Origin of the sequence: Glutamicibacter arilaitensis (assembly GCF_044793945.1) — a bacterium.
In the GTDB taxonomy this organism is placed as follows: domain Bacteria; phylum Actinomycetota; class Actinomycetes; order Actinomycetales; family Micrococcaceae; genus Glutamicibacter; species Glutamicibacter arilaitensis_B.
Genome location: NZ_CP084994.1, coordinates 1,358,902 through 1,383,759 on the forward strand (window position 1 = coordinate 1,358,902; position 24,858 = coordinate 1,383,759).

The window sequence follows — 24,858 nt, forward strand, 5'->3', positions numbered from 1 at the left end:
CAAAGATTTCCCATTGAGTGGGATTTATTGTCGAAGGCAGGAAAGTTATGGCGCAGTACGAAATTTCGGTTATCCCCGGCGACGGAATCGGCCCCGAGGTTGTTGAATCCGCACTTGCGGTGCTCGGCGAATGCGAAAAGCAGTTCGACCTGAACCTGAACTACACCACCTATGACTTCAGCGCCGACCTCTACCGCCGCACCGGACGCAAAATTACCGCAGCGGATATGGACGTGATCGGTGAAACCGACGCGGTCCTCTTCGGTGCCATGGGACTTCCCGACGTGCGCGACGAGCACGGCCTGGAGCTCGGTGCCCAGGTGGAAATGCGCGCCTATTACAAACTTTTCGCGAGCCTGCGCCCGGTGAAGCTCTTTGCGGGTGTGCCCTCCGCGGTGAAGGCCGAAAAGGTGGACATGCTGGTTATCCGCGAAACATCCGAAGGAATGTTCGCCGGGCTCCACGATGTACATGAGCCAAGTGATGAACAGGCCACCGACCGGATGACCATCACCCGCGCCACCAGCGAGAAACTCTTCGACGTGGCCTTCGAAGAGGCCCGCGCCCGCCGTAAGCGGGGCACCCCGGGCCGCGTCACCCTGCTGCACAAGTCCAACGCGCTGCGCAGCAACGTGCTGATGGAAAAGGTCTTCGACGAGGTGGCCGCGAAAAACACCGACATTGAGAGCAACAAGTTCTACATCGACGCCGGGTCCATGTACATGGTCACCGACCCGGAACGCTTCGACGTGATCGTCAGCGAGAACATCTTCGGCGACATCACCTCGGAGATCGCCGCCGGGCTGGTTGGCGGACTGGGCGTGGCGCCCTCGGCCGACGTGAGCCTGAAGCACGGGGTCTTCCAGCCTTCGCACGGCAGCGCCCCGGATATCGCCGGCGCCGGCGTTGCCAACCCGATTGCAATGATTCTCTCCGCCGCGATGATGCTGAACTGGCTCGGCGAACGCCGCGAGGACGCCGAGTGCCTGCAGGCCGCACGCCATATCAATGAAGCGGTGGAGCGCGTTTTGGCCAGCGGGCCACGCACCAAGGACATCGGTGGCACCGCCAGCACCGATCAGGTGACCGAAGCGGTGCTCCAATCGCTGAAGTCCGCCGCCGCGCTATCCACCCAGAGCTTGTAGAAAGGCCCGGAACATGAGCTATAAAGTTCTGTTTTTGAACCCCTTGAAGGACTACATCGACGGGTTGGAACGGTCCACCCCGGAAGGATTCCAGCTGACCGTGCTGCCCGCAGGCACCTCAACCCAGAGAATGTGCGAGCAGGCGGCGGACGCTGACTTCATCATCTCGGGCATCGAAATCCCTGAAGCGGTCTTCCGTGCGGCAGGCCAGGCGAAGTTCATCCAGTACATGAGCTCCGGCTACGGCCAGCTGTCCGAAGAGGTGCTCAACGACCTGGGCATTCCCGTAGCGCAAATGAAAACCCACTCCATCTCCGTCGCCGAGCACGCGGTCACCCTCATCCTCACCCTGCTGCGCCGCATCCCGGCCTCCAAGGTGGCGCTGCGCGAAGGCAAATGGCGCCAAGATCTTCAGGAAGCATCCTATTCGGAGCTTTACGGCAAGACCGTGGGCATCGTGGGGCTGGGAAATATCGGCCGCTGGGTCGGCAAGGTGGTGCATCACGGTTTCGGGGCGAACGTGGTCTTCTATGACAACGCCGAGATTCCGCTGACCGTCTCCGAGCTGATCTCCGCCAAGCAGGTTTCGCTCGATGAACTGATGCGAGAATCCGACATCGTCTGCGTAAACCTTCCGCTGAACGCCGAATCGGAGAAGCTGATCGGCCGTGAAGAGCTGTCCAAGATGAAGCAGCGCAGCATTCTGGTCAACGTTGGACGCGGCGAGGTGATCGACGAGGAAGCACTCATTGAGGTCTTGCGCGAAGAGCGCATCGCCGGGGCCGGTCTGGATGTCTTCGAAAGTGAGCCGCTGAGCCTGAATAGCGAACTGCTGAAGCTGGAGAGCGTTGTCTGCACCCCGCATATGGCCGGGGTGGGCTGGGAGAACGTGCAGCGGCGCATCGAGACGGTGTGGGAAAACATCCACGCGGTGCTGCGCGGCGAGATCCCACGCGGGGTCATCACGCAGACCAAGCGTGCACCGAGTCTGGAAAACGCGAGGTAGTTTCCGCGCGACAACCCGCACTCTTTTGAGGGCGGGTTGTCGCGTTGCCGCAGAAGCAGCTGCTGTTGTGCTTCGCGAAAATGGCAAAAGACATTGAAGAACATTGAAAAGGGCATCGTCGGAGCGTGTATTACAGCCTCGGCGATGCCTTCGCCGTGCGTCGCCAAGGTACTGCGCGATCTGCGTGCGCATAAAAACCGACCTCCCGAGATTGTCGAAGCGCGCAGCACTCTGGAAGTTAAGCTTGTCGCCTTGGCTGCCGAACCTCGCACTGAAGCGGACCTGGAGAAAATAGATCAGGCACTGGTCGTGAAGGCCGAAGAAATCAGCGGTGGTGGACGCGGAGCGCGTGGGGATGAACTCTTCCACGAGGCGGTCACGGGCGCCGCTAAATCAGCGGTTATGCAAAAGGTCATGAGTTTTATCGCCGAGATGGTGCTCGAAACGCATCACAAGATCGCCACTGCAATCCGCGCTGGTGATGCCAGCGGAGCCACAGAAGCGATGCAGGAGCATACCGAAATGGTTTCGGATGTTCCGCTGCTCAAAGAAGACGAGGCCTAGGGTTCTATTGGCGAACGCAGCGCACTCCGATGAGCTTCGTGGCCGAAGATCGGCTGGGGGCAATGAACGCGCATGAGTTAGAAGAAGAACTCAATGACGTGCGCACCCAGTCAGTTGACTCCTGCCGTGCAGTCCGCTGCTAAAAACCTCGTCCGCCGGCCACATCTGAAACGATAGGGGACTGCTACTATGAGTCACCCCAAAGCATAGGAGAGTCCCATGGGCAAGGTTGTCATATACGGCTCGGTGTCGGTGGATGGCTTCATCGCGGATGAAAACGACCAGCCTGGACCGCTCTTCGAATGGCTGGTCAGCGGAGACATCCCGTTGGACGAAAGCGGCGAGGTGAAGGTGTCTCAGAACTCGTACAACTACACCAAGCCCTACTGGGACCAGATCGGTGCGACTATCGTTGGCCGCCACGTCTTCGACATGACGGACGGTTGGGACGGGACGCCGCCGAGCGGGGTAGAGCACATGGTTGTGGTGACGCACCGGCCGAGACCTGAGGGCTGGGATTCCGAGGCGCCATTTTACTTCGTCGACTCTGTCGCGGCGGCCGTGGCCAAGGCGCAGGAACTCGCCGGTGAACGCATCGTCGAGGTTTCCGCGGGCGAGGTCGGCGGCCAGGTGCTGGCCGCTGGGCTGGTGGACGAGGTGCGAATGGACGTCGTCCCCGTCGTATTCGGCTCCGGCAAGCGCTTCTTCGGATCGGTCGCCGCCCAGCACCTGCTGGAAGATCCCGACGCAGTCATTCAGGGTCAGAGGGTACTCCACTTGCGCTACCCGGTGCGCCGGTAGTCGATCGTGCTTTGACACCAAAAAATCCCGGGGCACCAGCGAATTCAATCGCTGGTGCCCCGGGATTTTCACGTAGCAGCTCAGGGAAGCTGCCTCGGCGAGGTCTTAGACCTGGTTACCTAGCTTGAAGCCCTTGGAAGGCTCTCCGCGGTAGGTGCCATCTTCGTCCTTCTCACGGGTGTAGGAGAAACCGTCGGCGCCGACGGTGACATTCATTTCCGAGGAGTCGGTGCGGGGTGATAACTACCTGCACGTTGCTGTCCACTGTTCCTAATGCAAAGCCTTAATCGTAATAGAACGGAGAATTTCAAGTAGGTCTGTGGATTCATCCGCTAACGACTGTGAAACACTCGGGTGTGAAAAAGCGGACGCTAGTCGCTTTTTGGCTCTAGATTCCTTGCTATCTTGCTTTTCCTTAGGTAATTCATCCCAAGCCGTATCAGCTGGTGCGTTGACATTGTGAAGTGATTTCGCAACGACGGTGGGGACATCCACATACTTCCATTCGAGCCCGGCAACCGAGTCATCGAATTCTTCGTCAAACTTCGCAAAATCGGAGTACGCATGCTGGATGGATTCGTGAGTTAGATAATTTTCCATTTCTCGCGAGTCGAGTATATGCACTTCACGTAAGTCGTCCGCTGTCATCATTAACTTCTTCATCTCGGGCTTTAGGTCTGTTGTTGATTCCAAACGGTCGCTATCCATGATGTATATTTCGTGTCTACGGAATGGGGATAAATTACTGTTCCACAGAGATGCGCTACCGCCACCGCCGATTGGCAAGAAGCAAATAAGTCCCTTTGCCTCAAGATCTGAGAATGAATGAACCCCCTCGATTCCGTGGTCTTGGCAGGACGCACTTAAATTCTTTAAACCCGTGATGTCGTTGCGTCCTTCAATTAACACGAAGCATCGGACATTGTGATCGCTAAATACGCCTAGCGATTCGTTGAGTTTAACGAGCAAGTCTTCGGCATTTTGCGGATCTTTAGCAATCGTGCAGGTACGGCGTGAGGCTTCATCTGAAGAGATATATCTAATCGAATCGACTGGTACCAGCCTGATTAAATTGGCACTGTGAGTCGTTAGAATAACTTGACGATGAGGTAAATCACCGATATCGAGCAACGAGTTAATAATTTCTGTCTGCAAATCTGCATGTAAAGCCGTCTCTGGTTCTTCAACGGCCGTAATCACTCCACGATGATATTGCTCAGATGGTTGTTCTAATTCCCGAAGGGCCCGTTCTGCAGTTGCACGAAAGAAACTCAGTAGTACTAGACGCCGGGTACCGCTACCCCGTTTTGCCAGTGGCACATCATTCTCATCGGTAAATTGCAGTCCTGAGTACGCTTTAGCCCAATTCGGTGACGGATTGCTTGGAGAAAGCGATTTGGCGACCTGCGGAGCGATATCTTGGAGCACAGTCACGACCTCGCGGAGGAGGTCAGAGACCTTCTCCTGTATGACAGAGCTTAGACCCGCAAGTTCGTCTGAGTGTTCCTCGAGAACGGACTTTATGACAGCCGTTGCTGGATCTTGAGCGACCTTGTCAGATTCATCGCCCTGACGGTCGGCTTTGAACAATTGAAAGAGGGGCAGGTAGTTGGAGATGGTTGTTGCCACTTGTTTACCATCGTTGGTAGTGAGCGGAACTCGTTTGTCTACCAAAGTAGCTTCCGATGTCCTGAGGGATTCTCGCCAAATGGCTGCTCTGTAGGACGAAGAAGTACGCCTGTCATCTATATCTCCATCGGGGATTGATAACTTTGCCGCTTTAGCGCGGAGAGCATCGATTTTCGAGTTTAGTAGATCTGTTCCGTCGTTTAATTCAGGGTGAAGAGCCCAAGCCGATAGCGAGGGCGTTGATAATTTTGATCTCGACCAAGTTTTGATCAGTTTAAGTTTTCGATCATTGGTCAACAGGTACTCGGCCTCAAGGCTGGTAGTCCGACTGGAATCAATCACGATAGACTCTGGAAGCTCCATAAACGTGCAGCTTATTTCGATTTCATCCGAGTTCTTTACCGAGAAATCCTGGCTATCCAGTTTTCCGGAACCTAAAAAAATATCTAGCGCTTCAAGTAGGCTAGACTTTCCGGCATCGTTTCGACCGATGATTGTTGTTGTTTTTGAATCGATTCCGATAGTCAGTTTTTCTGAATATCCTCTAAAACCGCGGATTTCCATTTCAGTGAGTCGCATTGAATCCTCAATATTAGACGGGCAAATTAATCTCAGAATATTGCATCGTTCCGTTGGATGCGAAGATTCTAGTAATGTGACTTGTCTGCTGACTATTGAAGCCGCGTTTAAGATTGTTATATTACGCCTCATAAATAGGGCGCGTCTCCCACTTTGTTGTTGAAAGTGATTTTGGCACAACAAAGCCCGGTGCGGTTCACAGGAAATCAGGGAAGAAATCTGTGATCCGCACCGGGCTAGGTACTGGAAGCTAGAAGCTACCTCGGCGAGGTCTTAGACCTGGTTGCCGAGCTTGAAGCCCTTGGAAGGCTCTCCACGGTAGGTGCCGTCTTCGTCCTTCTCACGGGTGTAGGAGAAACCATCGGCGCCGACGGTGACATCCATTTCCGAGGAGTCGGTGCGCTCGATGACTTCCTGCACGTTGCCGTCCAGGTCAAGGACCTTCGAGGCTTCGGTGTACCACGATGGAACAACTGGGTTGCCCCACCAGTCGCGGCGCTGGTTGTCGTGCACGTCCCAGGTGATGACCGGGTTGTCCGGGTCGCCGGTGTAGTAGTCCTGGGTGTAGATCTCGATGCGGTGGTCATCTGGATCCAGGATGTACAGGTAGAACGCGTTGGATACACCGTGGCGGCCTGGGCCGCGCTCGATGCGGTCCGAGATGCGCAGGGCGCCCATCTTGTCGCAGATCTGTATGATGTTGTGCTTCTCGTGGGTGGAGAAGGCCACGTGGTGCAGGCGTGGGCCGTTGCCACCGGTCAGCGCGGTGTCATGTACGGTGCCCTTGCGCTGCATCCAGGCTGCGTAGGTGGTTCCTTCATCATCCTGGATGTCTTCGGTGACGGTGAAGCCCAGGTCTTCGAGGTACTTGCGGCCGCGTGGCACGTCCGGGGTGACCTGGTTGAAGTGGTCCAGACGGACCAGCTCGCCGGCGGAGTACAGGTCGTAGCGCATGTGCAGACGCTCAACGTGGGTGGTTTCGAAGAAGAACTCATAAGGGAAGCCCAATGGATCTTCCACGCGAACCGCATCGCCGATACCGCGCACAAAGCCTTCCTTGCGGCGCTCGGTGCGGCAACCCAATTCCTTGTAGTATGCCTCGGCAGCGTCAACCTCAGCGGTGGAGCGCACGCGGAAGGCCATGGCCTTCAGCGCAGCAACCGGGCCGAGGGTCAGCACCAGGTTGTGGTGGATGAACTCTTCGAAGGAGCGCAGGTAGATCTGCTTGTCATCCTCATAGGAGACGTGCAGGCCCAGGACGTCCACGTAGAACTTACGCGATGCAGCCAGGTCGGTGACGACCAGTTCCGCATAGGCGCAGCGCAGGATATCCGGCGCTGGCACCGATGGGGTAGGGATTGGGTTAGAGATTTCTTTAGCCATGAAGTTTGCTCCTTTGCAAAAGCGAGAAGGTGGGTTAGACGCCGAACTTAGGGGAGTGGGATTCGTTCAGGGTGATCTGAATCGACTGCTGGGTGGTGTAGAAGTCCACCGAGCGGTAGCCTCCCTCGCGGCCCAGACCCGAAGCCTTCACGCCACCGAATGGGGTGCGCAGGTCGCGGACGTTGTTCGAGTTCAGCCAGACCATGCCCGAATCGATGTCGTGCGCGAAGTTGTGCGCACGCTTCAAGTTGGTGGTCCACACGTAAGCGGCCAGGCCGTACTTGGTGTTGTTGGCCAACTCCAGCGCTTCTTCGTCGGTGTCGAACGGGGTGATCGCTACGACTGGGCCGAAGATTTCATCCTGGAAGATCTGTGCCTCCGGAGCAACATCGGCGAAGACGGTCGGAGCAACGTAGTTGCCCGTCTCGAAGCCTTCGGCGCGTCCGCCACCTGCAAGCAGACGGCCTTCCTTCTTGCCGATTTCGATGTAGCTCATGACCTTGTCGAAGTGGTTCGGGTGAACCAGCGAGCCGACCTCGGTCTTTGGATCGCTGGGCAGACCCACGCGGATGTTCTTGGCGCGTTCTGCGAACTTGGCAACAAAATCATCGTAGATTTCGCGCTGGACCAGCACGCGGGATCCGGCGGTGCAACGCTCGCCGTTCAGCGAGAACACACCGAAGACGGTGGCATCCAGCGCCGCGTCAAGGTCTGCGTCGGCGAAGACGATGGCTGGGGACTTGCCGCCCAGTTCCAGGGACAGGCCCTTGAACTGCGGGGCCGCCGCGGTGGAGATGGTGGCGCCGGTGGAGCTGTCGCCGGTGAAGGAGACCAGTGGCACGTCCGGGTGCTTGACCAGGTAGTCGCCGGCCACGCCGCCGGAACCGAAGATCAAGTTGAAGACGCCCTCTGGCAGGCCTGCTTCACGGAAGATCTCTGGCCACAGCACTGCCGAGAGCGGGGTGTAGCTGGCAGGCTTGAGCACTACCGAGTTGCCGGTAGCGATGGCCGGAGCCAGCTTCCAGGACTCCTGCATGAACGGAACGTTCCATGGGGTGATCAGTGCGGCGGTGCCAATTGGCTTGCGGTTCACGTAGTTCATCTGGCGGCCTGGAACGCGGAAGGTGTTATCCACCTGGGCAACGATCAAGTCGGCGAAGAAGCGGAAGTTCTCCGCTGCGCGGCGTGCCTGGCCCTTGGCCTGGGTGATTGGCAGGCCGGAGTCCCAGGACTCGAGCAATGCCAGCTCTTCGTCGCGGGATTCAACGATGTCGGCGATCTTGTGCAGCACGCGGGAACGCTCGCGCGGCAGCATCTTGGACCATGGGCCTTCCTTGAAGGCCTTGTTGGCGGCGGCTACTGCCAGGTCCACGTCTTCGGGCTGAGCCGAAGCTACGGTGGCGTAGTTTTCGTTGTTGACCGGTTCCTGCACATCGAAGGTTGCCCCGCCGATGGAGTCGACGAACTTGCCGTCGATGTAGTGCTGCAGGTGGGTTGGGAGATTCTCCGGAACGTTGCTCATGGATGTTTTCCTTTCGCGTGGCTTTCAGCAATGAAAGTCTTGAAATGATGAAAATTTGCGGGGTCTAGATGGCGCTGGGTGCCATATTGGCCTGGGCCAGGTAGGCATTGAGCGTGTTGGTGCGGTGGGTGCGTGCTGCCTCTTCGATTTCTCGGGGGGAGGCGTGGGCGGCGATGAGTTCCAGCAGGTGCTGGTGCTCTTCCACCGACTGCCTGGCACGGTGCGGGATGTGGGTGAAGGAGCTGGCTCGCATTGCTGCGAGCCGGCGCCATCCGCGCTGGACCAGATCCAAGATGTGCGGGTTGGGGCACTGGCTGTAGAGCTGCTGGTGGAACTCGTTGTTCAACTCGGTGAAGGCCACCGGGTCAAAGTCCTCCAAGCACTGGCGCATCGCATCGTTCAATTTCTGCGCCTTGGCCAGCCAAGCCTCGTCCATGGCGGAGGCCGCAAGCGCGGTGGCCGCCGGTTCGATAACCGCGAGGGTCTGCATGGTGTGCAGGTACAGGGTTGAATCGACCTGAGCGACGGTCGCACCCACATTGCGGGTGAAGTGCACCAGCCCTTCGGCTTCCAAGCGCCGGATGGCCTCGCGAACCGGGACCACCGAGCAGCCCAGTTCTTCGGCGATGGTTCCCAGAACTAGTCTGTAGCCCGGGGAGTAGGCCCCGTTGACGATCCGTTCGGAGACCAGCGCGTAGGCGACCTCGGACTTGGAATTGCTCATTAGAGTTCCCAGCTGGCCAGATCCGGGGATCCAGCGCCCTTCCAAGCGTTGTACTTGCTCTTCCATTCGGCGTTCATAGGGAATAGACCCTCGATGCCGTGGCCGCGCTGGACCATGGCGAAGATGAACTCGTCATTGGATTCGGTGACCATGGCTTCGGCAGCGACCTCTTCGACAAGGGCTGGCGGGATCACCACGATGCCATCCGAGTCCGCCACGATGACATCTCCGGGCTGGACCGAGACGCCGCCGCAGGCAACGGTCAGGTCCTTGTCCCAAGCCACGTGTTTGCGTCCCAGGACCGCCGGGTGCGCTCCGTTGTAGAAGACCGGGATCTCCAGGTTGGAGACCGCATCCAGGTCGCGCACACCGCCATCTGAGATGATCGCCGCGGCGCCCAGCTGCTGGCTGCGCAGGGCGAGGATATCGCCCAGGGTGGCCGAGCCGGTTTCCCCGCGGGCTTCCATGACCAGGATTTCTCCGTCGCCCAGGGAGTCAATTGACTGCTTCTGCATGTTGTAGCCCGCGCCGTAGGCCTTGAACAGGTCCTCGCGGTTCGGGATGTAGCGCAGGGTGCGGGCGGTGCCGATAACGCGCTTCATGCCCTTGGTGGCGCCCGGTACTTCGATGTTCACATTGTTAAGCCCGCGCTTGCGCAAGGTGGCTGACAAGGTGGCGGTGGCAACGGCGGCGAGCTGCTCGCGGACCTTGTCGGTGAGCACCGACTTGCCGGTGACAACCGTTGGCATGCCAGCGGTTTCGCGGTCGCCGTAGGCGTCTTCCTTGTCCTTGTCGGTGACCTTTGGCTGGTTGCCGAAGGCAGCGAAGGCGGTGGTGCCTTCCACCGCGGTGGTCTTCAGGCGGCCGGTGGTGGCGCCGGAGAGCAGGTCGGTGACCTCAACCTCGACGACGTCGCCTGGGAAGAAGACGGTGGAGCCGGCCGGGGTGCCGGTGAGGATGACATCCCCTGGCTGCAGGGTCATCTGCTGGGAAAGATCTGCGACGATTTGCGCGAAGGAGAAGAGCAGCTCCGAGGTGTCGGCATCCTGGGCGATCTGGCCGTTGACCCAGGTCTGCACGCGCAGCTTGGCTGGATCCAGCTCGGCTGCCGCGAGGGCGGTTGGGCCCATCGGGGTGTAGCCGTCGCCGGACTTCGAGCGGATGTTCGAGCCCTTGTCAGCGTATTTGATGTCATGGACGCCGAGGTCGTTCGAGGCGGTAACCGAGCCGACGTAGCTCCAGGCTTCCTCAACCGAGACGCGGCGGGCGGCCTTGCCGATGATCAATGCGATTTCGCCTTCAAAGGCGAGCAATTCGGTGCCGGCTGGACGTTCAACGGTGGAACCGGTAGTTGCCAGCGAGCTGGTGGCCTTCATGAAGTAGCTCGGGAACTTCGGGGTGCGTCCACGCTGGGCTGCACGCGAGGAGTAGCTCAGGTGCACTGCAAGAACCTTGCCAACCTGGGCGAAAGTTTCTTCGCTCACCGGAATCGGATTACTCATCTTTGATTTTCCCACTTTCGTCGTACATCAAATCGTATACGATCAGTGTGCTCCTAATCTCAATCGGTGTCAAGTCATTGAAGTGGATTGCTTCGTCGAATTCAGATTGAGACCTTCGGTAATCGAAAATGTCCCGCCATTCCGGGGAAGTTACTCCCGATTCTTCACCTGCCGAAGAAGATAAACAACCATTATTCTGAATCCGAATCGGTGGGAGAAATAACCCCCTGTCGGATGTCGAGTGAGCGAGATTGTATATACGATCCGTCAGTTTTGGTGAGCAGTGCTAAGGGTCTTATTCGCGCATGGACCACGCGTGGTAGTTGATTTGAGCAGCTTTGCTTTCTGAGGAAGTCCCGTTTTCCATTTTCCGTATAACCGACGTCCTATCAGAAAAAGTAATAGGTTAGATAGGTTCCGATATGCTGGCTGTTACAAAAATCTGACCTACGCAAGTGACTTATTATGAGAACCGAAAATTTTATAAACTGGCGCGTGGAGTAGTTTGCGAATATTGCAGGGACCTTAGTCTGTTCTTGTTCCTCAATTTCCGATGTGGGGCTCATGCAGAAAATTGACGACGGGATGCATTTAATGTTGAATCTTGAATCACTACATATAGATTGGCCGACTATTGATGCCGTATTGCTCGGTGTGATTGCGGGCGTTCTTCTGAAGCCTGTTTTCCGGGCGTATGCTGTCGAGTGGCCCGCGCAATACTCCGATGTTTCTAGCGTGGTGGATTCGGCCAGTAGTCGGAACTATCGAGTGTATCTGGCGTTCAGATTCGTTCCAGTACTTCTGACCTCTGCGCTCGTAGTTGGGATTGCTGAGGCATTCGACCTGAACACATCGTGGGCAGTCCTCGCATTAATAGGAGTGCATCTTGTCTTGACAAGCTTGTCGCCTGGAATCTGGCGCGACGTTGTACGGCAAACTGCTGGAATAAGATTACGGCGTTCGTTGATTCACATAATGTCGGCTATGTTGATTGCACTAGCAGCTTTTATTCCGCTGTGGCTTCGGAAATACCGAGAAATTTGGGTTCCGAGTGTGGAGCAGCTCAAAGAAGCTTTTTGGGCTTCACTAATTATCGGATTAGTTTTTCTTGTTTATCGACGCCTAACTGAGTTTTCCAAAGATGAATCGACAGCTGATGTCAGTGGAAACCTCAAAAGGATTAACGCTGCGAATGAAAAAGAAGTTATGTTCTGGTCGCATCGATACTCTACGTCGCCACGATTCGTTATGTCGGTAGTCGCCGCCGAAAGCATTAATCGACCCAGAATTCTCCGCATGTTGGAGAGACTGGTTGGAATTGTATTTAGATCCGGTTCATATGGGATTGCCCAGATGCAGTCTAAGCGCCCAGTATCCGACAGCGAATCGATACGACTTCTTTGCAAACAGTATTCTGAATTTTTTCCGTCTCAATTAGGAGATGATTTTAAGGATATCAATTTGAGGATGAAGTTTGCTGAGCATAACGTTGGTTCTAAATTTGTCAATCTCGCGCTGAGCATTTACGACTCTTTTGGCCAGGGGGATTTTTATGGATCACGAGACGTAGACTACGAGAACGACTTGCCAGTAGTAAAGCTATCCGGAAGTGAACTAACCAAGCAGGGATTGAAAGTCAAGATTTCAGTTTCAGCTGATGTTAGTAGCGTTCAGGTTAATTCAGGGCCTAACGAGATTCTGCTTGTTCAGGAAGGGCATCAGTGGCTGAACAGAAGAGTCTTCACATTCAACTTAATGTACCCGATTACAGAGCCCATCGTGATCGAGGCACATTCAGAATCGCACGATAATACAGTTCGTCTCGAAGTAGACTCTGGTTGGACGCTTAGCGACCTCTGACGAATCGGAGATAGCGAGCATGATGGGGTGGATATTGATCTTCTCTTTATTGGAATCCGAAATAAGTGAAGTGACTTCAAGGCATGAGTGTTCAGGGCTAGAAGTGCTCTTGCTCGCACCGTCGGTGAGGCAGTGTTTGTTGCGTATGGTTTTAGGACTTTTAGAAGTTGAGCGTGGTGCAGGATGTTCAGCCCGGACTTAAATCAGACGCATATTACAATATCTGAAGAGGGCAATGATCATGCTTCCGGGAACCTTGACCTATCCGTTTCAAGGTTTATACGGACAAATTCGCCGCTTCACTACGAGCATTCCTCAACCTCGTATGAACGAACGCCAGCAACTCCGTGCGCCATCTAGTGAGCGTACGGAATAAAGCTTTCGCTTCGAGTGTCTCCTTTCTCTCACTGACTTTTCCAGTAACGCCCACCTCGCTTGGATATCTGGGTATCCCGTGTTTTCAGCAGCTCTCGCAGGTGTTCATTCATCCGATAAATCGGGTCAAGTTCGGGATCTGATTCAAGGATCAACTTCAGTGGCTCAACTTGCTTGATCGACAAGTTACCAAATTGCAGGTCAACAATTTCCAATACTTGTAGGCTGGATCAATGGGGCTCTTCGTCGGCGCTTGAATACTCGTGCGAGCGACGCCGACGTACCTGAGAAATCACGAGATTCGTCCGTTGAGTGACATGAAAACGGGCCGGCAAGCCTGATCTAGGCCAAACCTAACTGACGGCGCTATCTCAATGCGCATTCTCAAACCGATTCGTCTCGTCAAAATTCCCTGTTAATCCGATAGGGGCATTGCTCATGCGTTGCGCCCCGCGTCTTTGGTTCTACGCTTCCAGTGGTTCCGATGAGCGGCCGAACTCAGGGAAATATATTATCTGAAGCGATGCGAGTGGGTAAGAAACCCTCTTAGCGCCCGTTGAAATTTCCTGTGAATTGACAGCCGTCAAAAGTTTTGTTCACTTAGCGTATTGTTAGCTAGGTAAGATACTTTTGTGGGATTGATAAATTTCGGCGAGAACCCGGGTGGGCACGGAGGTTTCATGCATTCGCTGTGTCTGCCAACAGCGATTGCTTTCTGCAACCGGACGGCGAGATTTATGCAGGTAATACCAAAATCAGACGATGAATCAGTGAGTGAAACCGATGGAAAATATTGATCTGCAGCCCTTTGACGCCGTAGTGTTGATGTCGTTTGGAGGTCCTGAAAAACCCGAGGACGTTCTACCGTTCTTACAGAACGTGACTCGGGGACGCGGAATCCCTGATGAGCGTCTGGAAGAAGTCGGGGAGCATTATTATCTTTTCGGCGGGAAGTCTCCCATTAACGAACAGAATCAAGCATTGCTGCAGGCTATGAAGAGCGAATTCAGCTCCCGCGGCATTCTCACGCCGCTATTATGGGGAAATCGAAATTGGAACCCCTACCTTACCGACGTTATTCGGGAGCACGCTTCTAACACTGGTGCGAGGAATTTCTTAGCCATTGATACCTCGGCATACTCCTCCTACTCGTCATGCCGGCAATATCGTGAAGACTTTGCTGAAACGGTGGACACACTGGATACCGAGGGGCTGAAGATCACTTTCGAAAAGATTCGGCAATACTACAACCACCCCGGATTCGCAGAAGCAGAGCTGAAATGCGTGCGGGATGGGCTGGCGGGTTTTAAGGAAGTAGTCGGGGAACTAGATCCTGCACGCCATAAGATCCTGTTCGTTACCCACTCGATCCCTTCCGCGATGCAAGCTACCTCAGAACGTTTTACCCCGGGTTACCAAGCACAGCATGAGGAACTGATCAAGTGGATCGGACAAGAACTCGACGGTGGCGAAAAGCTTGATGCCGAACTGGTCTTCTGTTCCCGTTCGGGCTCTCCGCATACTCCTTGGTTGGAGCCAGACATCAACGATCGTATGCGTGAGCTTTCCGACGAAGGTATAGATGGTGTACTCGTAGTACCTATCGGGTTTGTCTCTGATCATATGGAGGTCAAATTCGATTTGGACACGGAGGCTGCACAAACAGCCCAAGAGCTGGGAATGTCCTTTCTTCGCGCAGACAGCGTGGGGACCTCTTCACCATTTGTCAGCGGGCTAGTTGACTTGGTGATTGAACGAGTAGCGCAGGTCAGAGGAGAACAGGTTAATCCCGCAGTGATCAACGGTGGGACGGCGCTGAGGCCAGGTAGCGGAGCATGTTCATTGACGTGCTGTGAAGGTGCAAAGTGGAAAAATACGGTTCCAAATTGGAGCCGGTCTGTACCTCAAGGGTGAGAAATCAGCTTGGTTGATTGCTCATGTGGGCACTCCCATGGAAGGTGCTCTGAGATAAGCAATAAAGCGCAGATAGCAAGTGATCCCTATACCGGAGGACCACAGCAATTTTCTACCGTGCAACAGCAGGGAAGGGGCGGTGCACCAAACGTGGCCGTTTCTGCTTACGAAGCTACTTTTAGATTTCATGCGAGCGATCTTTTGAGAATTGCCGCGCTATTTTTGGTGCCCCTGGCATGGATGAAGGCAGGCCCTGCTGCCGCTGCCGCGATGGTTCTGGTTTCCGGTGGCACATGGTTGCTTCGATACTATGCAGGATCTCGTGCGCAAGATGTGACCGGCCAGCTAGTCTTCATCTCCGCGGGGATATTTAGCTCGATTGGACTCTACCAAGCTATCTGGTGGTTGGATCTGACGGTGCACCTAACCGTCATGACAGTGGTTACCGCCTTGATCTATGACATCCTCATCAGGCGAAAAGACCTCGCCCAGGTGGCTATCCGAGTCCAACAGCGACACGTAGCACTAGCGCTTTTCACTTATGGGTCTTTAGCCGCGGCACTCTGGGAGTTTGGTGAATGGGGCGGTTATTTCTTCGTTTCGCCCGAGATTGGGGTGGGGATTCTAGACAGCGCCACTGATTTTGTCGCCGGTGTTCTAGGCATCCTTGGCACCGTGTTTTGGATCAGTTTGAACAGAAAGTCTCAGTAATTATGCGCATCAGTATTGTGATCCCTGTGTTGAACGATGAGGACTATTTGAAAGTTCTTATGGCTGATCTCGCGCATCAGACCTTACCGGCAGACGAGATTATCGTGGTGGACAATGGGTGCACAGATGCTAGCGCCGATGTCGCGAGATCTGCCGGCGCTATAGTCATCGCCGAGAAAAATATCGGTATTCCGGCAGCCGCAGCCACAGGATATGACCGTGCAACGGGCGAGATCATTGTGCGCTGCGATGCTGATTCTCGGCCACCGGCGGATTGGCTCGAGAAAATCGAAAAGAAATTCAGGGAATATCCGGCTACTGGGGCGCTGACGGGTCCCGGTTTCTTTTATGACTTGCCCTTGGGAACTCGCTGGATAGGTTCAGCTCTTTACGCCGTGGGATATTTCTTCATGCTAGGTTCTGCTCTGGCCACTATTCCACTTTGGGGATTCAATATGGCGTTTCGAAGAGCTCTCTGGAATGGAGTACGAGAACGGGTAAGCCGAACCGGGACCAAGATTCATGATGATCTGGATCTGACGTGCACCGCGCAGCAGAGCTTTGTCTTGAAGTTCGGGCCAACACTTCGGGCGGGCGCAGCCGGACGCGTTTTCCACCGGCCTCGGGGCTTTCGAGATTCCAGTCTCCATGCCTTGAACACATTGGCGAGGCATGGAGGTATCAAAGAGATATTCAAGCGCTGGCAGTCTGCTTTACGGTTGAAATAGGCTTGAAATATCATACTGAAGGTTACAAATCTGATTCGGATCCGGTAATTATCACGAAATTTATGGACGAGGAATTATCATTAGCATGGGACTTCACTAACGATTATCGGCTCTTAGAATTTAACTGTGGTGCAGAGTCCTCAGTACGGACGTAGGCCCGCCGTATACAGCAATAATCTGTGATGGGTCACGCCCCAGCGGGGTGGACATTCTTCTGATCAACCTACCGCGGTGGGCCGGATTGGTCACGATCGATCCACTCCGTGCGGTTGGACAAGTCCATTCAATGACACCTTGCGGGTCAATTACTTTATGAGTCATATCCGGGGATGGAGCGGCTCGTTCTCATCCTGTCAGCTAGTCCCAGACCAGCTACTTCAATATTCACAAATTGTTTCAGTCGACATCCATTTTCGCAGAAATGACTGCGAGCCTCACTTATTTTGTTTCGGGGCCACGCTAAAAATCGAAGAGCCACTCAATGAAAAGTATCTGGGCGTCTGTCGTTCAAAAAGTCATCGATTGAGTCGAAGTGGTGGTAATTGGTTAGCGGGCTCTGGACATTCCTGTTATGAATGCAATCAGGCAACTGATCGTGATTCCAATCGACGCACCAAGACCAATGCCTGCCATGTCGTGTTCAAGTGGAGCGTTGCGCTTTTCAAAGAGGTATGAAGGCGGAACTGAATAATCTACGTATGACTCGCCCAAGCTGAAGTTGTTGCTTTCCGCCAGCGCACCCCATCCGTATAAGCTTGGGACGACCGAAGGATATGATTCTGTTAAACGTTGTTGTTCGACCCGGTTAACTTCGTAATAACTTGCCAACTTGTCGAGATAATTCCCGTCCTCATCGGTATTCTCATCCGAAGTAAAACTTAATAGATTGATTTGTGGAGGTAAAAATGATGAGTAAGTAGATTCTGGCCAGCTTTTCTCTCCACGTGTTTCCCACACGTTGGATGAAGGCAACGTGCATTCCTGAGCAAAAAGAAACTCATTGACAGGTTCGCCAGAAGTAATTATTCGATGCTGTCGGTCCCATGCATTTCGTTCGTCCGCCCAAAGGCCAATCCGCGACTGAAGTACTTGTATTTCCTCATCAGCCACGGAAGTGAAGATTTCTTCACTTTCGTCTTCGCCGTCTTTCGTAGCATCCCCTTGTGTTTCAGTTAACCGATCGATAAAATCTTCGGATTGGGATAATGCGGAGGAAGGCCCGTCAGCATTTATATCTGTCCTAATTAATTGCTTAAGTGATTCATTTAAGTCTCCATATTTCACTGTTTGCAGATCGAGTCCTTCGCAAACTACCTTGTCTTCCCCAAACCCCACGAAGGAGAGAGTTGCCGGCATCGAGACTGGAGACCATGCTGCAGTATCGTCCTTCCCAGTATCCGGGGCGTAACCAGAAATGACGAAAGTTATCTCAGAAGTTTCGGAAGCTGTTATGACAGCCCGAGCAGTCCAGGGCCTAGGCCTTTCTCCTGTTTCAATTATAATGAGCCCACGCGAACGAAGGCTAGGGGTAGGGTCCGCTTCTACAAATTTCAAGGAGAAGAAAACCGTAGATGCAATACCGAGAATCGTTAGGAATAAGAACATTCGAACGAAACCAACTTTGAGCAATTTTCCTCCCCGGGGAATGGTTTCTTAACTACGGATTTTCCTTGTATGTGACATTATGCACTTATAATATTTAAATGAATAGACAGTAGGGTCGATTCTTGGGAATCCGTTTTAAAGATTGGTGCGATAAATTCGGGGGTTCTGGCCGTTTATTCGATCTATAAGGAGTCGAATTCCGTGAAATGCGGGTAGTTGATCGAACTTAAATACCACTGTGGAAAGAATGTTTTTACACTCCTGTCACAGCTGAGCCAGCGGAACTACATCATTAGATTCAGGAACATGCGACTCGGTAAGTTGTTTGCATTGGGTGCATTGGGAGTACCTTGGCATAGTGTTGGCGACGTTTGATGGGAAAACTGAAGGCACCGGATGGGATATCTCCCGGCCGGTGCCTTCCTTTTTATGTGTGCGGTTCCCGAATTGAATTAGGAACTGCACGAATCAAACGCGGATCGCGTCCACAATACGCACACGGGCGGCAACGAGCGCGGGCAGTACACCGGTAAGCGCACCGACAGCGATGGAAACTCCCATGCCTAAGAGGGCTGCATCCACCGGGAAGCCAGGCATGTCATCTATCCCCATGGCCAGTACGGAGTTGATCAGCTTCGGATTTGTCACCAGCGCCACCGAGATCATCACGCCGAGCCCGCCGGCCACGGCGGTAGCCACGACACTTTCCATCATCACCGAGAAGAAGATGCGTCCGGTGGTGGCGCCAAAGCTTCGACGAATGCCGACCTCGCGGATTCGCTGCTTCATAGTCACCATGGCTACGTTGAGCAGGCTCAGCGATCCTAGCAGCAAGATGATGCCCGAGATCCCGCCGACCACGAGGCTCAGCTGCGACAGAGTATCATCGGCACCCCACGCCAAGTAATCCTGGCGATTTGAATCCACCATGTAGCCAGGTAGCTCCGCTCGCATCTGTCGCGCAAATTCGAAGGCTAGTTCCTCGGATCCCTCGATGGGAACCCACATGACATAACTGACGTCATCCAGAGGGGTGCTAGATGCAAACCAATGCTCATAGGTTTGTGGCAACATCCATAGTTGCCCGCCCATGCCCATATCTCTGGTGGAGGTTGCCCCGATTACCGTCACCGAGACGGTATCGCCGCCGCTCGTTAAATCGATGGTCGCCGGCAAAGAACCCTTGTCCAGTCCCAACTGAGTGAACAGCGCCTTGTCTACTACTACCGCCGGAGAAAGATTATTGGCGTCTTCGGATTCCAGCCAGCGCCCGTGCTGGGCGAAGATCCGGTGCATTGGTCCGTAACTCGGGTCAACTACCTGGACTATGGCCTCCGCGTTCAGACCCTGATAGGAGGCTTGCGGACCATAGGTTCGCCCAATCATTGAGGTGTATTCAATGTTGAAGCGTTCGCTGGTCTTCTCGAAAGCCTGCGACACTTCCGCCGAACTGCTAGGGATTCCTAGGCCGGAAGAATCCGCGGCAAAGGTTGAGATCAGTGCCGGACGTCCTTGGCGTTCAAGCTGTTCGGTCATCATTTGCTTTGCCATCGAAGCCCCGGCTACCGCGGTGGTCAGCGAGGCCACCGCGATGGTGACCCCGATGAGTGAGAGCAGTACCCGGAGCTTGTGAATGCGCAGCTCTTGCCAAGCTTCGAGCAGTGCAGCAATAAATCCGGTAGCCATGCGTGCAAGGTTACGCATTAGGCAACCTCCAGACTTAGCGGATGGAGCAGCCCGGATTCCAGCCGGAACTGTTGGCGAGCCAGCGCCGCCACGTTGGCATCATGGGTAATGGTGATCAAAGCGGCTCCGGAGTCAACGGTGGCTGCGTCCAGTAATTCCATGACCGCACGCCCGGTCGACACATCCAGTGCACCGGTCGGTTCATCGGCCAGCACCACGCGTGGCCGGCGGACCAATGCGCGGGCGATGGCCACACGTTGTTGTTCGCCTCCCGAGAGAGTTTGCGGCATTGAATCGAGTCGGGTGCCAAGACCCACGCGGTCAAGTGCCTCGCTGGCTAGTTTGCGCCGTTGCCAGAAGTCGCGTCCGCTGGCGTACATCAGCGGTGCCATCACGTTCTCCAAGGCGGTTCGTCCGGGCAATAGGTTGAATTGCTGGAAGACGAAACCCAGATCCCGTCCGCGGGCGGCGGCCGCACGCCGGGCACTCAAGCCGGAGGCATCTTTACCGCGCCAAGCAACAGTTCCTGAGGTGGGTCGGTCCAATAATCCGAGGATGTTGAGCAGAGTAGATTTACCTGTGCCAGAGCGTCCCACAATGGCGATATGATCGCCTTCGGTGACAGTCAGATTAATTCCATTGAGAATGTCTAGCTGGCTATTATCGGGCAACAGCACGCTGCGTGTGACATCTGTGAGCTGTAGCAGCTGAGCTGCACTCATCAGGGGTAGATCTCCATTCCCATGTCCTCATCAAATTCCTGATCTGGAACCGGATCCGAACCTGGAACATAGCGCAGCACTTCGCTCTCGGCCTTCAGCCCAGAAATGACCTCGATGATTTTCCCATCGGTAACTCCGAGCTCAACCTCTGTGCGTATTTCCTTGCTATTCTCATCCAGCCGCCAGACCGCGCCCTGACCTACCAGTCCACGCACGGCGCTTACCGGTACGGTCAACACGTTCTCGGCGGATCCGGCCTCGATGTCCATGTTCATGGTGAGCCCGTCAAAAACGACAACATCCGCAGGAACCTCGCAGGAGATTTCGCTGCCTGAGCTTGTCTCTGTCTGGGACTGACCGTTCATGGTCTCCATGCCGGCATCCGGATCTTGGTCCTTGGAAGAATCGGAGGATGGGGCGGAAGTGTCACCTACACGCAGGTTTTTGCAGGTGAAAGGTTCGGGCCCACCATCGATGGTGACCGTAGCTTCCAGGGTTGAATCCGTGAGCCGGTAGCGGTCCAACGGATTGATGGTGCCCACCGCGATGAAGTTTTGTGGCTGCACATTGGCTAGGTCTGCGCCCTTGGTGACTTCATCATTCAACTCAATATCAAACTTGGTGACCTTGCCGGTGGCCGGCGCGTAGATATCGCGGTAGCTCACCGCTGGCTTCGCTGGGTTCGAAGAAACCTGATCGGTGTCTGGATCGGGGTCAACCTCGGAATCGGTTTGCTCGGTGTTCTCGGGCATGGTTTCAATGCGCATCTGGAAGATACGATCTCCCTTGCTCACGTGATCTCCGGGGTTCACGAAAGCCCAATTGACCACGCCATCTACAGGGGCATTAAGCGACTGTGATTCTAGGAGCTTGATGCTGCCGGCAATTTTCAGAGTGTTCTCGATAGTGGAGGTTTCCACCATGACGGTTTCGGCAGGTACCTCGCCGGTCGGGTACAGCTGGTCATCTTCGGCCGCGGCGCTGCCGGTAAAGGCGAGTTTCACGAGGCTGACGGCAATCAGCGCGCCGATCAGCAACCAGGCGGTGGGCAGGACGAAGCGGCGGAATGCGCGGCGTTGGCTCATGGAGCGGCTCTTTTCACCACCCCATCGAACCAAACTGTTTGGTAAATTCTAGGTATAAACACGCTAATTAGTCTGCTTTACCTAATCGTTATGGATTTTCATACCACAGGTCAATCTTGTGAGACTTTGACCGATTCAAACCTCACAGGCGATTTATGGTGCGGGAAGCAGAAGGTTGGTGATTGAATTCTGCCTGAGTCGAGCGCCGGTGAAGAGCCATGTATTGTCAGGGCGTGAACTCGCCTAACAGCTGGATATAGATCACCGACGCTCAGCATCATCTGAACGGTTCGGTAGGGTCAAGGTAGCTAGCTAACGAATGTTTGAAAGGATATCTATGGGCTTCACCGTTCCTGAGTCCGCGATCCCACTGGTACTTAAAGCTACGGGCACCAACAAACCGTTTGTGACCGAAGCCGGGGCTCGGAAACACCTCAAGAAACGCTATCTACGGCCCGTTCCCTTTGGACCGCCGTCCAGGCTTCGAGGTGTGCGCGTAGAACGCCGGATATTAGATCCGTCCGGGTGGCCGGTATACGACGTACATCCGGGAAAGAAGACTTTTTCACGCCGTGCCGCGGACGGCGTAGTGGTATATCTTCATGGCGGCGGTTGGGTCAACGAGATCGCTAGTCAGCATTGGCAGATCATTGCACGCATTGCTCGGGACACCGGTCAGCGAGTGGTGGTGCCGATTTACCCTCTCCTGCCATTAGGTAACGCTCGTGAAGTGTGCGAGACGACTGTAAATCTGGTCTGCGCGGAAGTGGAATCAACGAAACAGGTCCGTATCGCCGGTGATTCTGCTGGCGGTCAAATTGCATTATCCGTGGCTTTGAAATTGCGTGATGCGGGTATCCGTTTGCAGGGGATCACGTTGCTCGCTCCGGCGCTGGACCTGACGTGGTCTAATCCTGGAATTGATATTGTGCAACCCAGTGATCCGTGGCTTGGTGTTCCGGGCGGCAAGGTGCTTTCCGAAGTCTGGCGTGGTGCGGATGATCTGACGGATCCTGTAGTGAGTCCGTTGTTCGGAGACTTCTCTGGGCTTGGTCCCATGACGATACTGGCTGGCACCAGAGACGTGCTTAACCCGGATGCTCATCTACTGCGGCGTAAAGCAGAAGCCGCTGGAGTATCGGTGACATGGCACGAAGCCCAAGACCAATTGCACGTATTTGCACTTCTGCCAACCAAAGCCGGTGAACTTGGTGCCCAACAAATTGTAGCGAGTCTGCAACCGGTTGCGCCGGGGAGGTAAGGCCTCGACCAAGCTAGTATCGCAACGCGCGAACGCCCGTTATCTCCCAAATATTTGGGAGGTAACGGGCGACTTTCCGTACTAAGAAACGGGACTGATTAGGCCTTGGCGGTTTCGGCAGTTCGTAGAGCTGCCGCGGCACGCTCATCCGCTTCGCGCAGGGCGCGCTCAACACGATCAACGTCGCGCACGGCGCCCTTGTCCGCGGACAATGCCATGGCGGCATAGGCACGAAGCGCGGGGGAGACCACGCGTTCGCGATTGGCCGGACGGTATCCGGTGGTGGCCAGCAGGCGTTCGCGGCGCTCGGCCAAAACATCATCCGAGACGTTCAGCGTCAGGTCGCGGGTTGGGATGTCAATGGAGATAATATCCCCGTCTTCTACCAAGGCGATCATTCCGCCGGATGCTGCCTCGGGGGAGACATGTCCAATGGATAGTCCCGAGGTGCCGCCGGAGAAACGGCCATCGGTGATCAGCGCGCAGGACTTGCCCAGGCCGCGTCCTTTGAGGAAGGAGGTTGGGTAGAGCATTTCCTGCATGCCAGGACCACCCTTTGGTCCTTCGTAGCGGATGACCACTACGTCACCGGCCTTGACCTGCTTGTTCAGGATCTTCTCTACTGCTTCGTCCTGGGACTCGCAGACTACAGCCGGACCGGAGAAGGTCCAGATGGATGGGTCTACGCCTGCGGTTTTGACCACTGCACCATCTACGGCAATGTTGCCGCGCAGCACAGCCAATCCGCCGTCCTTGGAGTAAGCGTGCTCTACCGAGTGGATGCAACCCTCGGCGGCGTCGGTATCCAGTTCTTCCCAGCGCGCGGACTGCGAGCCGGCGGTGGAGGAACGTACACCACCTGGAGCGGCGTGCCACAATTCGAGGGCCACGTCGGTGGCTTTGCCGCCGCGGATATCCCAGTCGTCCAGCACCTCGCCCATGGTGGCGGCATGCACGGTGTTCACCGTGTCATCGAGTAGTCCTCCGCGGCGCAGTTCGCCGAGGATGGCAGGGATGCCACCGGCACGGTGGACATCTTCCATGTAGTAGATCTTCCCTGCACCGGCGGAGTTCGGGGCGACCTTGGCAAGGCATGGTACCCGGCCAGATATTTCATTGATTTCTTCCAGCCCAAACTCGACGCCAGCCTCGTGGGCGGCGGCCAGCAGGTGAAGAATCGTGTTGGTGGAGCCGCCCATAGCGATATCCAAGGTCATCGCGTTGCCGAAGGCCTCGATGGTGGCGATATTGCGTGGCAATACTGTCTGGTCGCTGTCCGCGTAGAAGCGGTTGGCGATATCCACGATGGTCTTGCCGGCGTTTTGATACAGTGCGGTGCGTGCGGTGTGAGTAGCCAGGGTTGAACCGTTGCCCGGCAGGGCCAGACCCATGGCTTCGGTGAGGCAGTTCATTGAGTTAGCGGTGAACATGCCGGAGCAGGAGCCGCAGGTAGGGCAGGCCGATTCTTCGATGCGCAGCAGGTCTGCATCAGAGACGTTTTCGTTCACTGCCTCCGAGATGGCGTCAACCAAATCCAATGTGCGCACGGTGCCATCAACCAGAGTGGCGCGTCCGGATTCCATCGGGCCGCCGGAGACGAACACGGTGGGGATATTCAGGCGCAGGGCTGCCATGAGCATGCCCGGGGTGATCTTGTCGCAGTTGGAGATGCAGATCAGCGCGTCCGCGCAGTGCGCGTTGACCATGTACTCGACCGAGTCGGCAATCAGATCGCGCGAAGGCAGTGAGTAGAGCATGCCGCCGTGCCCCATGGCGATACCGTCGTCCACGGCGATGGTGTTGAATTCGCGGGGGATGCCTCCGGCCTCGATGATGGCGTCGGAGACGATGCGGCCTACCGGCTGCAGGTGGGTGTGGCCGGGAACGAATTCGGTGAAGCTGTTGGCCACGGCGATGATCGGCTTGCGGCCGAGATCTGCGCCGTTGACTCCGGCCGCGCGAAGCAGTGCGCGGGCGCCTGCCATGTTGCGGCCGTGGGTGATGGTGTGCGAGCGATAAGTGGTCATTTTAAAATCTCATCATAGATTTGTTCCCT

The 24,858-nt window shown here is 55.3% G+C and carries 19 protein-coding genes and 2 pseudogenes; 9 read left to right on the top strand and 12 right to left on the bottom strand.

Going from position 1 to position 24,858, the window contains the following annotated elements; all coding sequences use genetic code 11:
• Positions 1-47 precede the first annotated feature (47 nt).
• The 4 genes from LG294_RS06310 (at position 48) to LG294_RS06325 (ending at position 3,516) form a co-directional block, all read left to right on the top strand.
• The gene (locus LG294_RS06310) at positions 48-1,145 is read left to right on the top strand and encodes an isocitrate/isopropylmalate dehydrogenase family protein (protein ID WP_404290574.1); all 1,098 of its coding nucleotides are present in this window, start codon (positions 48-50) and stop codon (positions 1,143-1,145) included.
• 13 nt (positions 1,146-1,158) lie between these two features.
• The gene (locus LG294_RS06315) at positions 1,159-2,151 is read left to right on the top strand and encodes an NAD(P)-dependent oxidoreductase (protein ID WP_404290576.1); all 993 of its coding nucleotides are present in this window, start codon (positions 1,159-1,161) and stop codon (positions 2,149-2,151) included.
• A gap of 93 nt (positions 2,152-2,244) precedes the next feature.
• Positions 2,245-2,715 carry a FadR/GntR family transcriptional regulator gene (locus tag LG294_RS06320; RefSeq protein ID WP_404290578.1) on the top strand — a complete coding sequence of 157 codons (471 nt, stop codon included), beginning with the start codon at positions 2,245-2,247 and terminating at the stop codon, positions 2,713-2,715.
• A gap of 219 nt (positions 2,716-2,934) precedes the next feature.
• Positions 2,935-3,516 carry a dihydrofolate reductase family protein gene (locus LG294_RS06325; RefSeq protein ID WP_404290580.1) on the top strand — a complete coding sequence of 194 codons (582 nt, stop codon included), beginning with the start codon at positions 2,935-2,937 and terminating at the stop codon, positions 3,514-3,516.
• A gap of 105 nt (positions 3,517-3,621) precedes the next feature.
• Here the strand turns inward: LG294_RS06325 and LG294_RS06330 are convergent.
• The 6 genes and pseudogenes from LG294_RS06330 to LG294_RS06355 all read right to left on the bottom strand — a co-directional run.
• Positions 3,622-3,750: pseudogene (locus tag LG294_RS06330) on the bottom strand (3,4-dihydroxyphenylacetate 2,3-dioxygenase); the annotation flags it as partial.
• A 36-nt stretch (positions 3,751-3,786) separates the two neighbouring features.
• Complete coding sequence (locus tag LG294_RS06335; protein ID WP_404290582.1) at positions 3,787-5,724, bottom strand: ATP-binding protein; 1,938 nt, start codon at positions 5,722-5,724, stop codon at positions 3,787-3,789.
• A gap of 273 nt (positions 5,725-5,997) precedes the next feature.
• Positions 5,998-7,095, bottom strand: a complete 1,098-nt coding sequence (gene hpaD, locus LG294_RS06340) for a 3,4-dihydroxyphenylacetate 2,3-dioxygenase (protein WP_404291662.1) — start codon at positions 7,093-7,095, stop codon at positions 5,998-6,000.
• A 46-nt stretch (positions 7,096-7,141) separates the two neighbouring features.
• A complete protein-coding gene (gene hpaE / locus LG294_RS06345; protein WP_404290584.1) occupies positions 7,142-8,629 on the bottom strand; it encodes a 5-carboxymethyl-2-hydroxymuconate semialdehyde dehydrogenase in 1,488 nt (495 codons plus the stop codon).
• 64 nt (positions 8,630-8,693) lie between these two features.
• Positions 8,694-9,353: a GntR family transcriptional regulator gene (locus LG294_RS06350; protein ID WP_404290586.1), complete on the bottom strand. Its 660-nt coding sequence runs from the start codon at positions 9,351-9,353 to the stop codon at positions 8,694-8,696.
• Positions 9,353-10,855, bottom strand: a complete 1,503-nt coding sequence (locus tag LG294_RS06355) for a fumarylacetoacetate hydrolase family protein (RefSeq protein WP_404290588.1) — start codon at positions 10,853-10,855, stop codon at positions 9,353-9,355. The genes LG294_RS06350 and LG294_RS06355 overlap by 1 nt, the downstream gene beginning before the upstream one ends.
• 564 nt (positions 10,856-11,419) lie before the next feature.
• Here LG294_RS06355 and LG294_RS06360 point away from each other — a divergent pair.
• Positions 11,420-12,715, top strand: a complete 1,296-nt coding sequence (locus LG294_RS06360) for a hypothetical protein (RefSeq protein ID WP_404290590.1) — start codon at positions 11,420-11,422, stop codon at positions 12,713-12,715.
• Between the two features lie 214 nt (positions 12,716-12,929).
• Here the strand turns inward: LG294_RS06360 and LG294_RS06365 are convergent.
• Positions 12,930-13,413: pseudogene (locus tag LG294_RS06365) on the bottom strand (transposase); the annotation flags it as partial.
• A 460-nt stretch (positions 13,414-13,873) separates the two neighbouring features.
• Here LG294_RS06365 and LG294_RS06370 point away from each other — a divergent pair.
• From LG294_RS06370 to LG294_RS06380, 3 genes are all read left to right on the top strand, one after another.
• Complete coding sequence (locus tag LG294_RS06370; protein ID WP_404290592.1) at positions 13,874-15,004, top strand: ferrochelatase; 1,131 nt, start codon at positions 13,874-13,876, stop codon at positions 15,002-15,004.
• A 240-nt stretch (positions 15,005-15,244) separates the two neighbouring features.
• A complete protein-coding gene (locus LG294_RS06375; protein ID WP_404290594.1) occupies positions 15,245-15,715 on the top strand; it encodes a hypothetical protein in 471 nt (156 codons plus the stop codon).
• A gap of 2 nt (positions 15,716-15,717) precedes the next feature.
• The gene (locus LG294_RS06380) at positions 15,718-16,443 is read left to right on the top strand and encodes a glycosyltransferase family 2 protein (RefSeq protein WP_404290596.1); all 726 of its coding nucleotides are present in this window, start codon (positions 15,718-15,720) and stop codon (positions 16,441-16,443) included.
• A 546-nt stretch (positions 16,444-16,989) separates the two neighbouring features.
• Here the strand turns inward: LG294_RS06380 and LG294_RS06385 are convergent.
• The 4 genes from LG294_RS06385 to LG294_RS06400 form a co-directional block, all read right to left on the bottom strand.
• Complete coding sequence (locus LG294_RS06385; RefSeq protein ID WP_404290598.1) at positions 16,990-17,799, bottom strand: hypothetical protein; 810 nt, start codon at positions 17,797-17,799, stop codon at positions 16,990-16,992.
• Between the two features lie 717 nt (positions 17,800-18,516).
• On the bottom strand, positions 18,517-19,752 hold the full coding sequence (locus LG294_RS06390; protein ID WP_404290600.1) for an ABC transporter permease: 1,236 nt from the start codon (positions 19,750-19,752) through the stop codon (positions 18,517-18,519).
• Positions 19,752-20,456 (bottom strand): ABC transporter ATP-binding protein, encoded by a 705-nt coding sequence (locus tag LG294_RS06395; RefSeq protein ID WP_404290602.1) that lies wholly within the window; start codon positions 20,454-20,456, stop codon positions 19,752-19,754. Before LG294_RS06395 ends, LG294_RS06390 begins: the two co-directional genes overlap by 1 nt.
• The gene (locus tag LG294_RS06400; protein ID WP_404290604.1) at positions 20,456-21,541 is read right to left on the bottom strand and encodes an efflux RND transporter periplasmic adaptor subunit; all 1,086 of its coding nucleotides are present in this window, start codon (positions 21,539-21,541) and stop codon (positions 20,456-20,458) included. The genes LG294_RS06395 and LG294_RS06400 overlap by 1 nt, the downstream gene beginning before the upstream one ends.
• 337 nt (positions 21,542-21,878) lie before the next feature.
• Here LG294_RS06400 and LG294_RS06405 point away from each other — a divergent pair, with 337 nt between their 5' ends.
• Complete coding sequence (locus LG294_RS06405) at positions 21,879-22,802, top strand: alpha/beta hydrolase fold domain-containing protein (RefSeq protein WP_404290606.1); 924 nt, start codon at positions 21,879-21,881, stop codon at positions 22,800-22,802.
• A 98-nt stretch (positions 22,803-22,900) separates the two neighbouring features.
• Here the strand turns inward: LG294_RS06405 and ilvD are convergent, their stop codons facing one another.
• Positions 22,901-24,829, bottom strand: coding sequence for a dihydroxy-acid dehydratase (ilvD, locus tag LG294_RS06410; RefSeq protein WP_404290608.1), 1,929 nt, complete (start codon positions 24,827-24,829; stop codon positions 22,901-22,903).
• Positions 24,830-24,858 lie beyond the last annotated feature (29 nt).

Bases quoted from the DNA above. Each gene is read 5' to 3' on its own strand.
- LG294_RS06335 (WP_404290582.1), bottom strand. From the start codon at position 5,724: ATGCGACTCACTGAAATGGAAATCCGCGGTTTTAGAGGATATTCAGAA.
- hpaE (WP_404290584.1), bottom strand. From the start codon at position 8,629: ATGAGCAACGTTCCGGAGAATCTCCCAACCCACCTGCAGCACTACATC.
- LG294_RS06350 (WP_404290586.1), bottom strand. From the start codon at position 9,353: ATGAGCAATTCCAAGTCCGAGGTCGCCTACGCGCTGGTCTCCGAACGG.
- LG294_RS06385 (WP_404290598.1), bottom strand. From the start codon at position 17,799: ATGCCGGCAACTCTCTCCTTCGTGGGGTTTGGGGAAGACAAGGTAGTT.
- LG294_RS06405 (WP_404290606.1), top strand. From the start codon at position 21,879: ATGGGCTTCACCGTTCCTGAGTCCGCGATCCCACTGGTACTTAAAGCT.
- LG294_RS06360 (WP_404290590.1), top strand. From the start codon at position 11,420: ATGCAGAAAATTGACGACGGGATGCATTTAATGTTGAATCTTGAATCA.
- LG294_RS06355 (WP_404290588.1), bottom strand. From the start codon at position 10,855: ATGAGTAATCCGATTCCGGTGAGCGAAGAAACTTTCGCCCAGGTTGGC.
- LG294_RS06370 (WP_404290592.1), top strand. From the start codon at position 13,874: ATGGAAAATATTGATCTGCAGCCCTTTGACGCCGTAGTGTTGATGTCG.
- LG294_RS06395 (WP_404290602.1), bottom strand. From the start codon at position 20,456: ATGAGTGCAGCTCAGCTGCTACAGCTCACAGATGTCACACGCAGCGTG.
- LG294_RS06315 (WP_404290576.1), top strand. From the start codon at position 1,159: ATGAGCTATAAAGTTCTGTTTTTGAACCCCTTGAAGGACTACATCGAC.
- LG294_RS06390 (WP_404290600.1), bottom strand. From the start codon at position 19,752: ATGCGTAACCTTGCACGCATGGCTACCGGATTTATTGCTGCACTGCTC.
- LG294_RS06400 (WP_404290604.1), bottom strand. From the start codon at position 21,541: ATGAGCCAACGCCGCGCATTCCGCCGCTTCGTCCTGCCCACCGCCTGG.
- LG294_RS06375 (WP_404290594.1), top strand. From the start codon at position 15,245: ATGAAGGCAGGCCCTGCTGCCGCTGCCGCGATGGTTCTGGTTTCCGGT.
- LG294_RS06325 (WP_404290580.1), top strand. From the start codon at position 2,935: ATGGGCAAGGTTGTCATATACGGCTCGGTGTCGGTGGATGGCTTCATC.
- LG294_RS06310 (WP_404290574.1), top strand. From the start codon at position 48: ATGGCGCAGTACGAAATTTCGGTTATCCCCGGCGACGGAATCGGCCCC.
- LG294_RS06380 (WP_404290596.1), top strand. From the start codon at position 15,718: ATGCGCATCAGTATTGTGATCCCTGTGTTGAACGATGAGGACTATTTG.
- ilvD (WP_404290608.1), bottom strand. From the start codon at position 24,829: ATGACCACTTATCGCTCGCACACCATCACCCACGGCCGCAACATGGCA.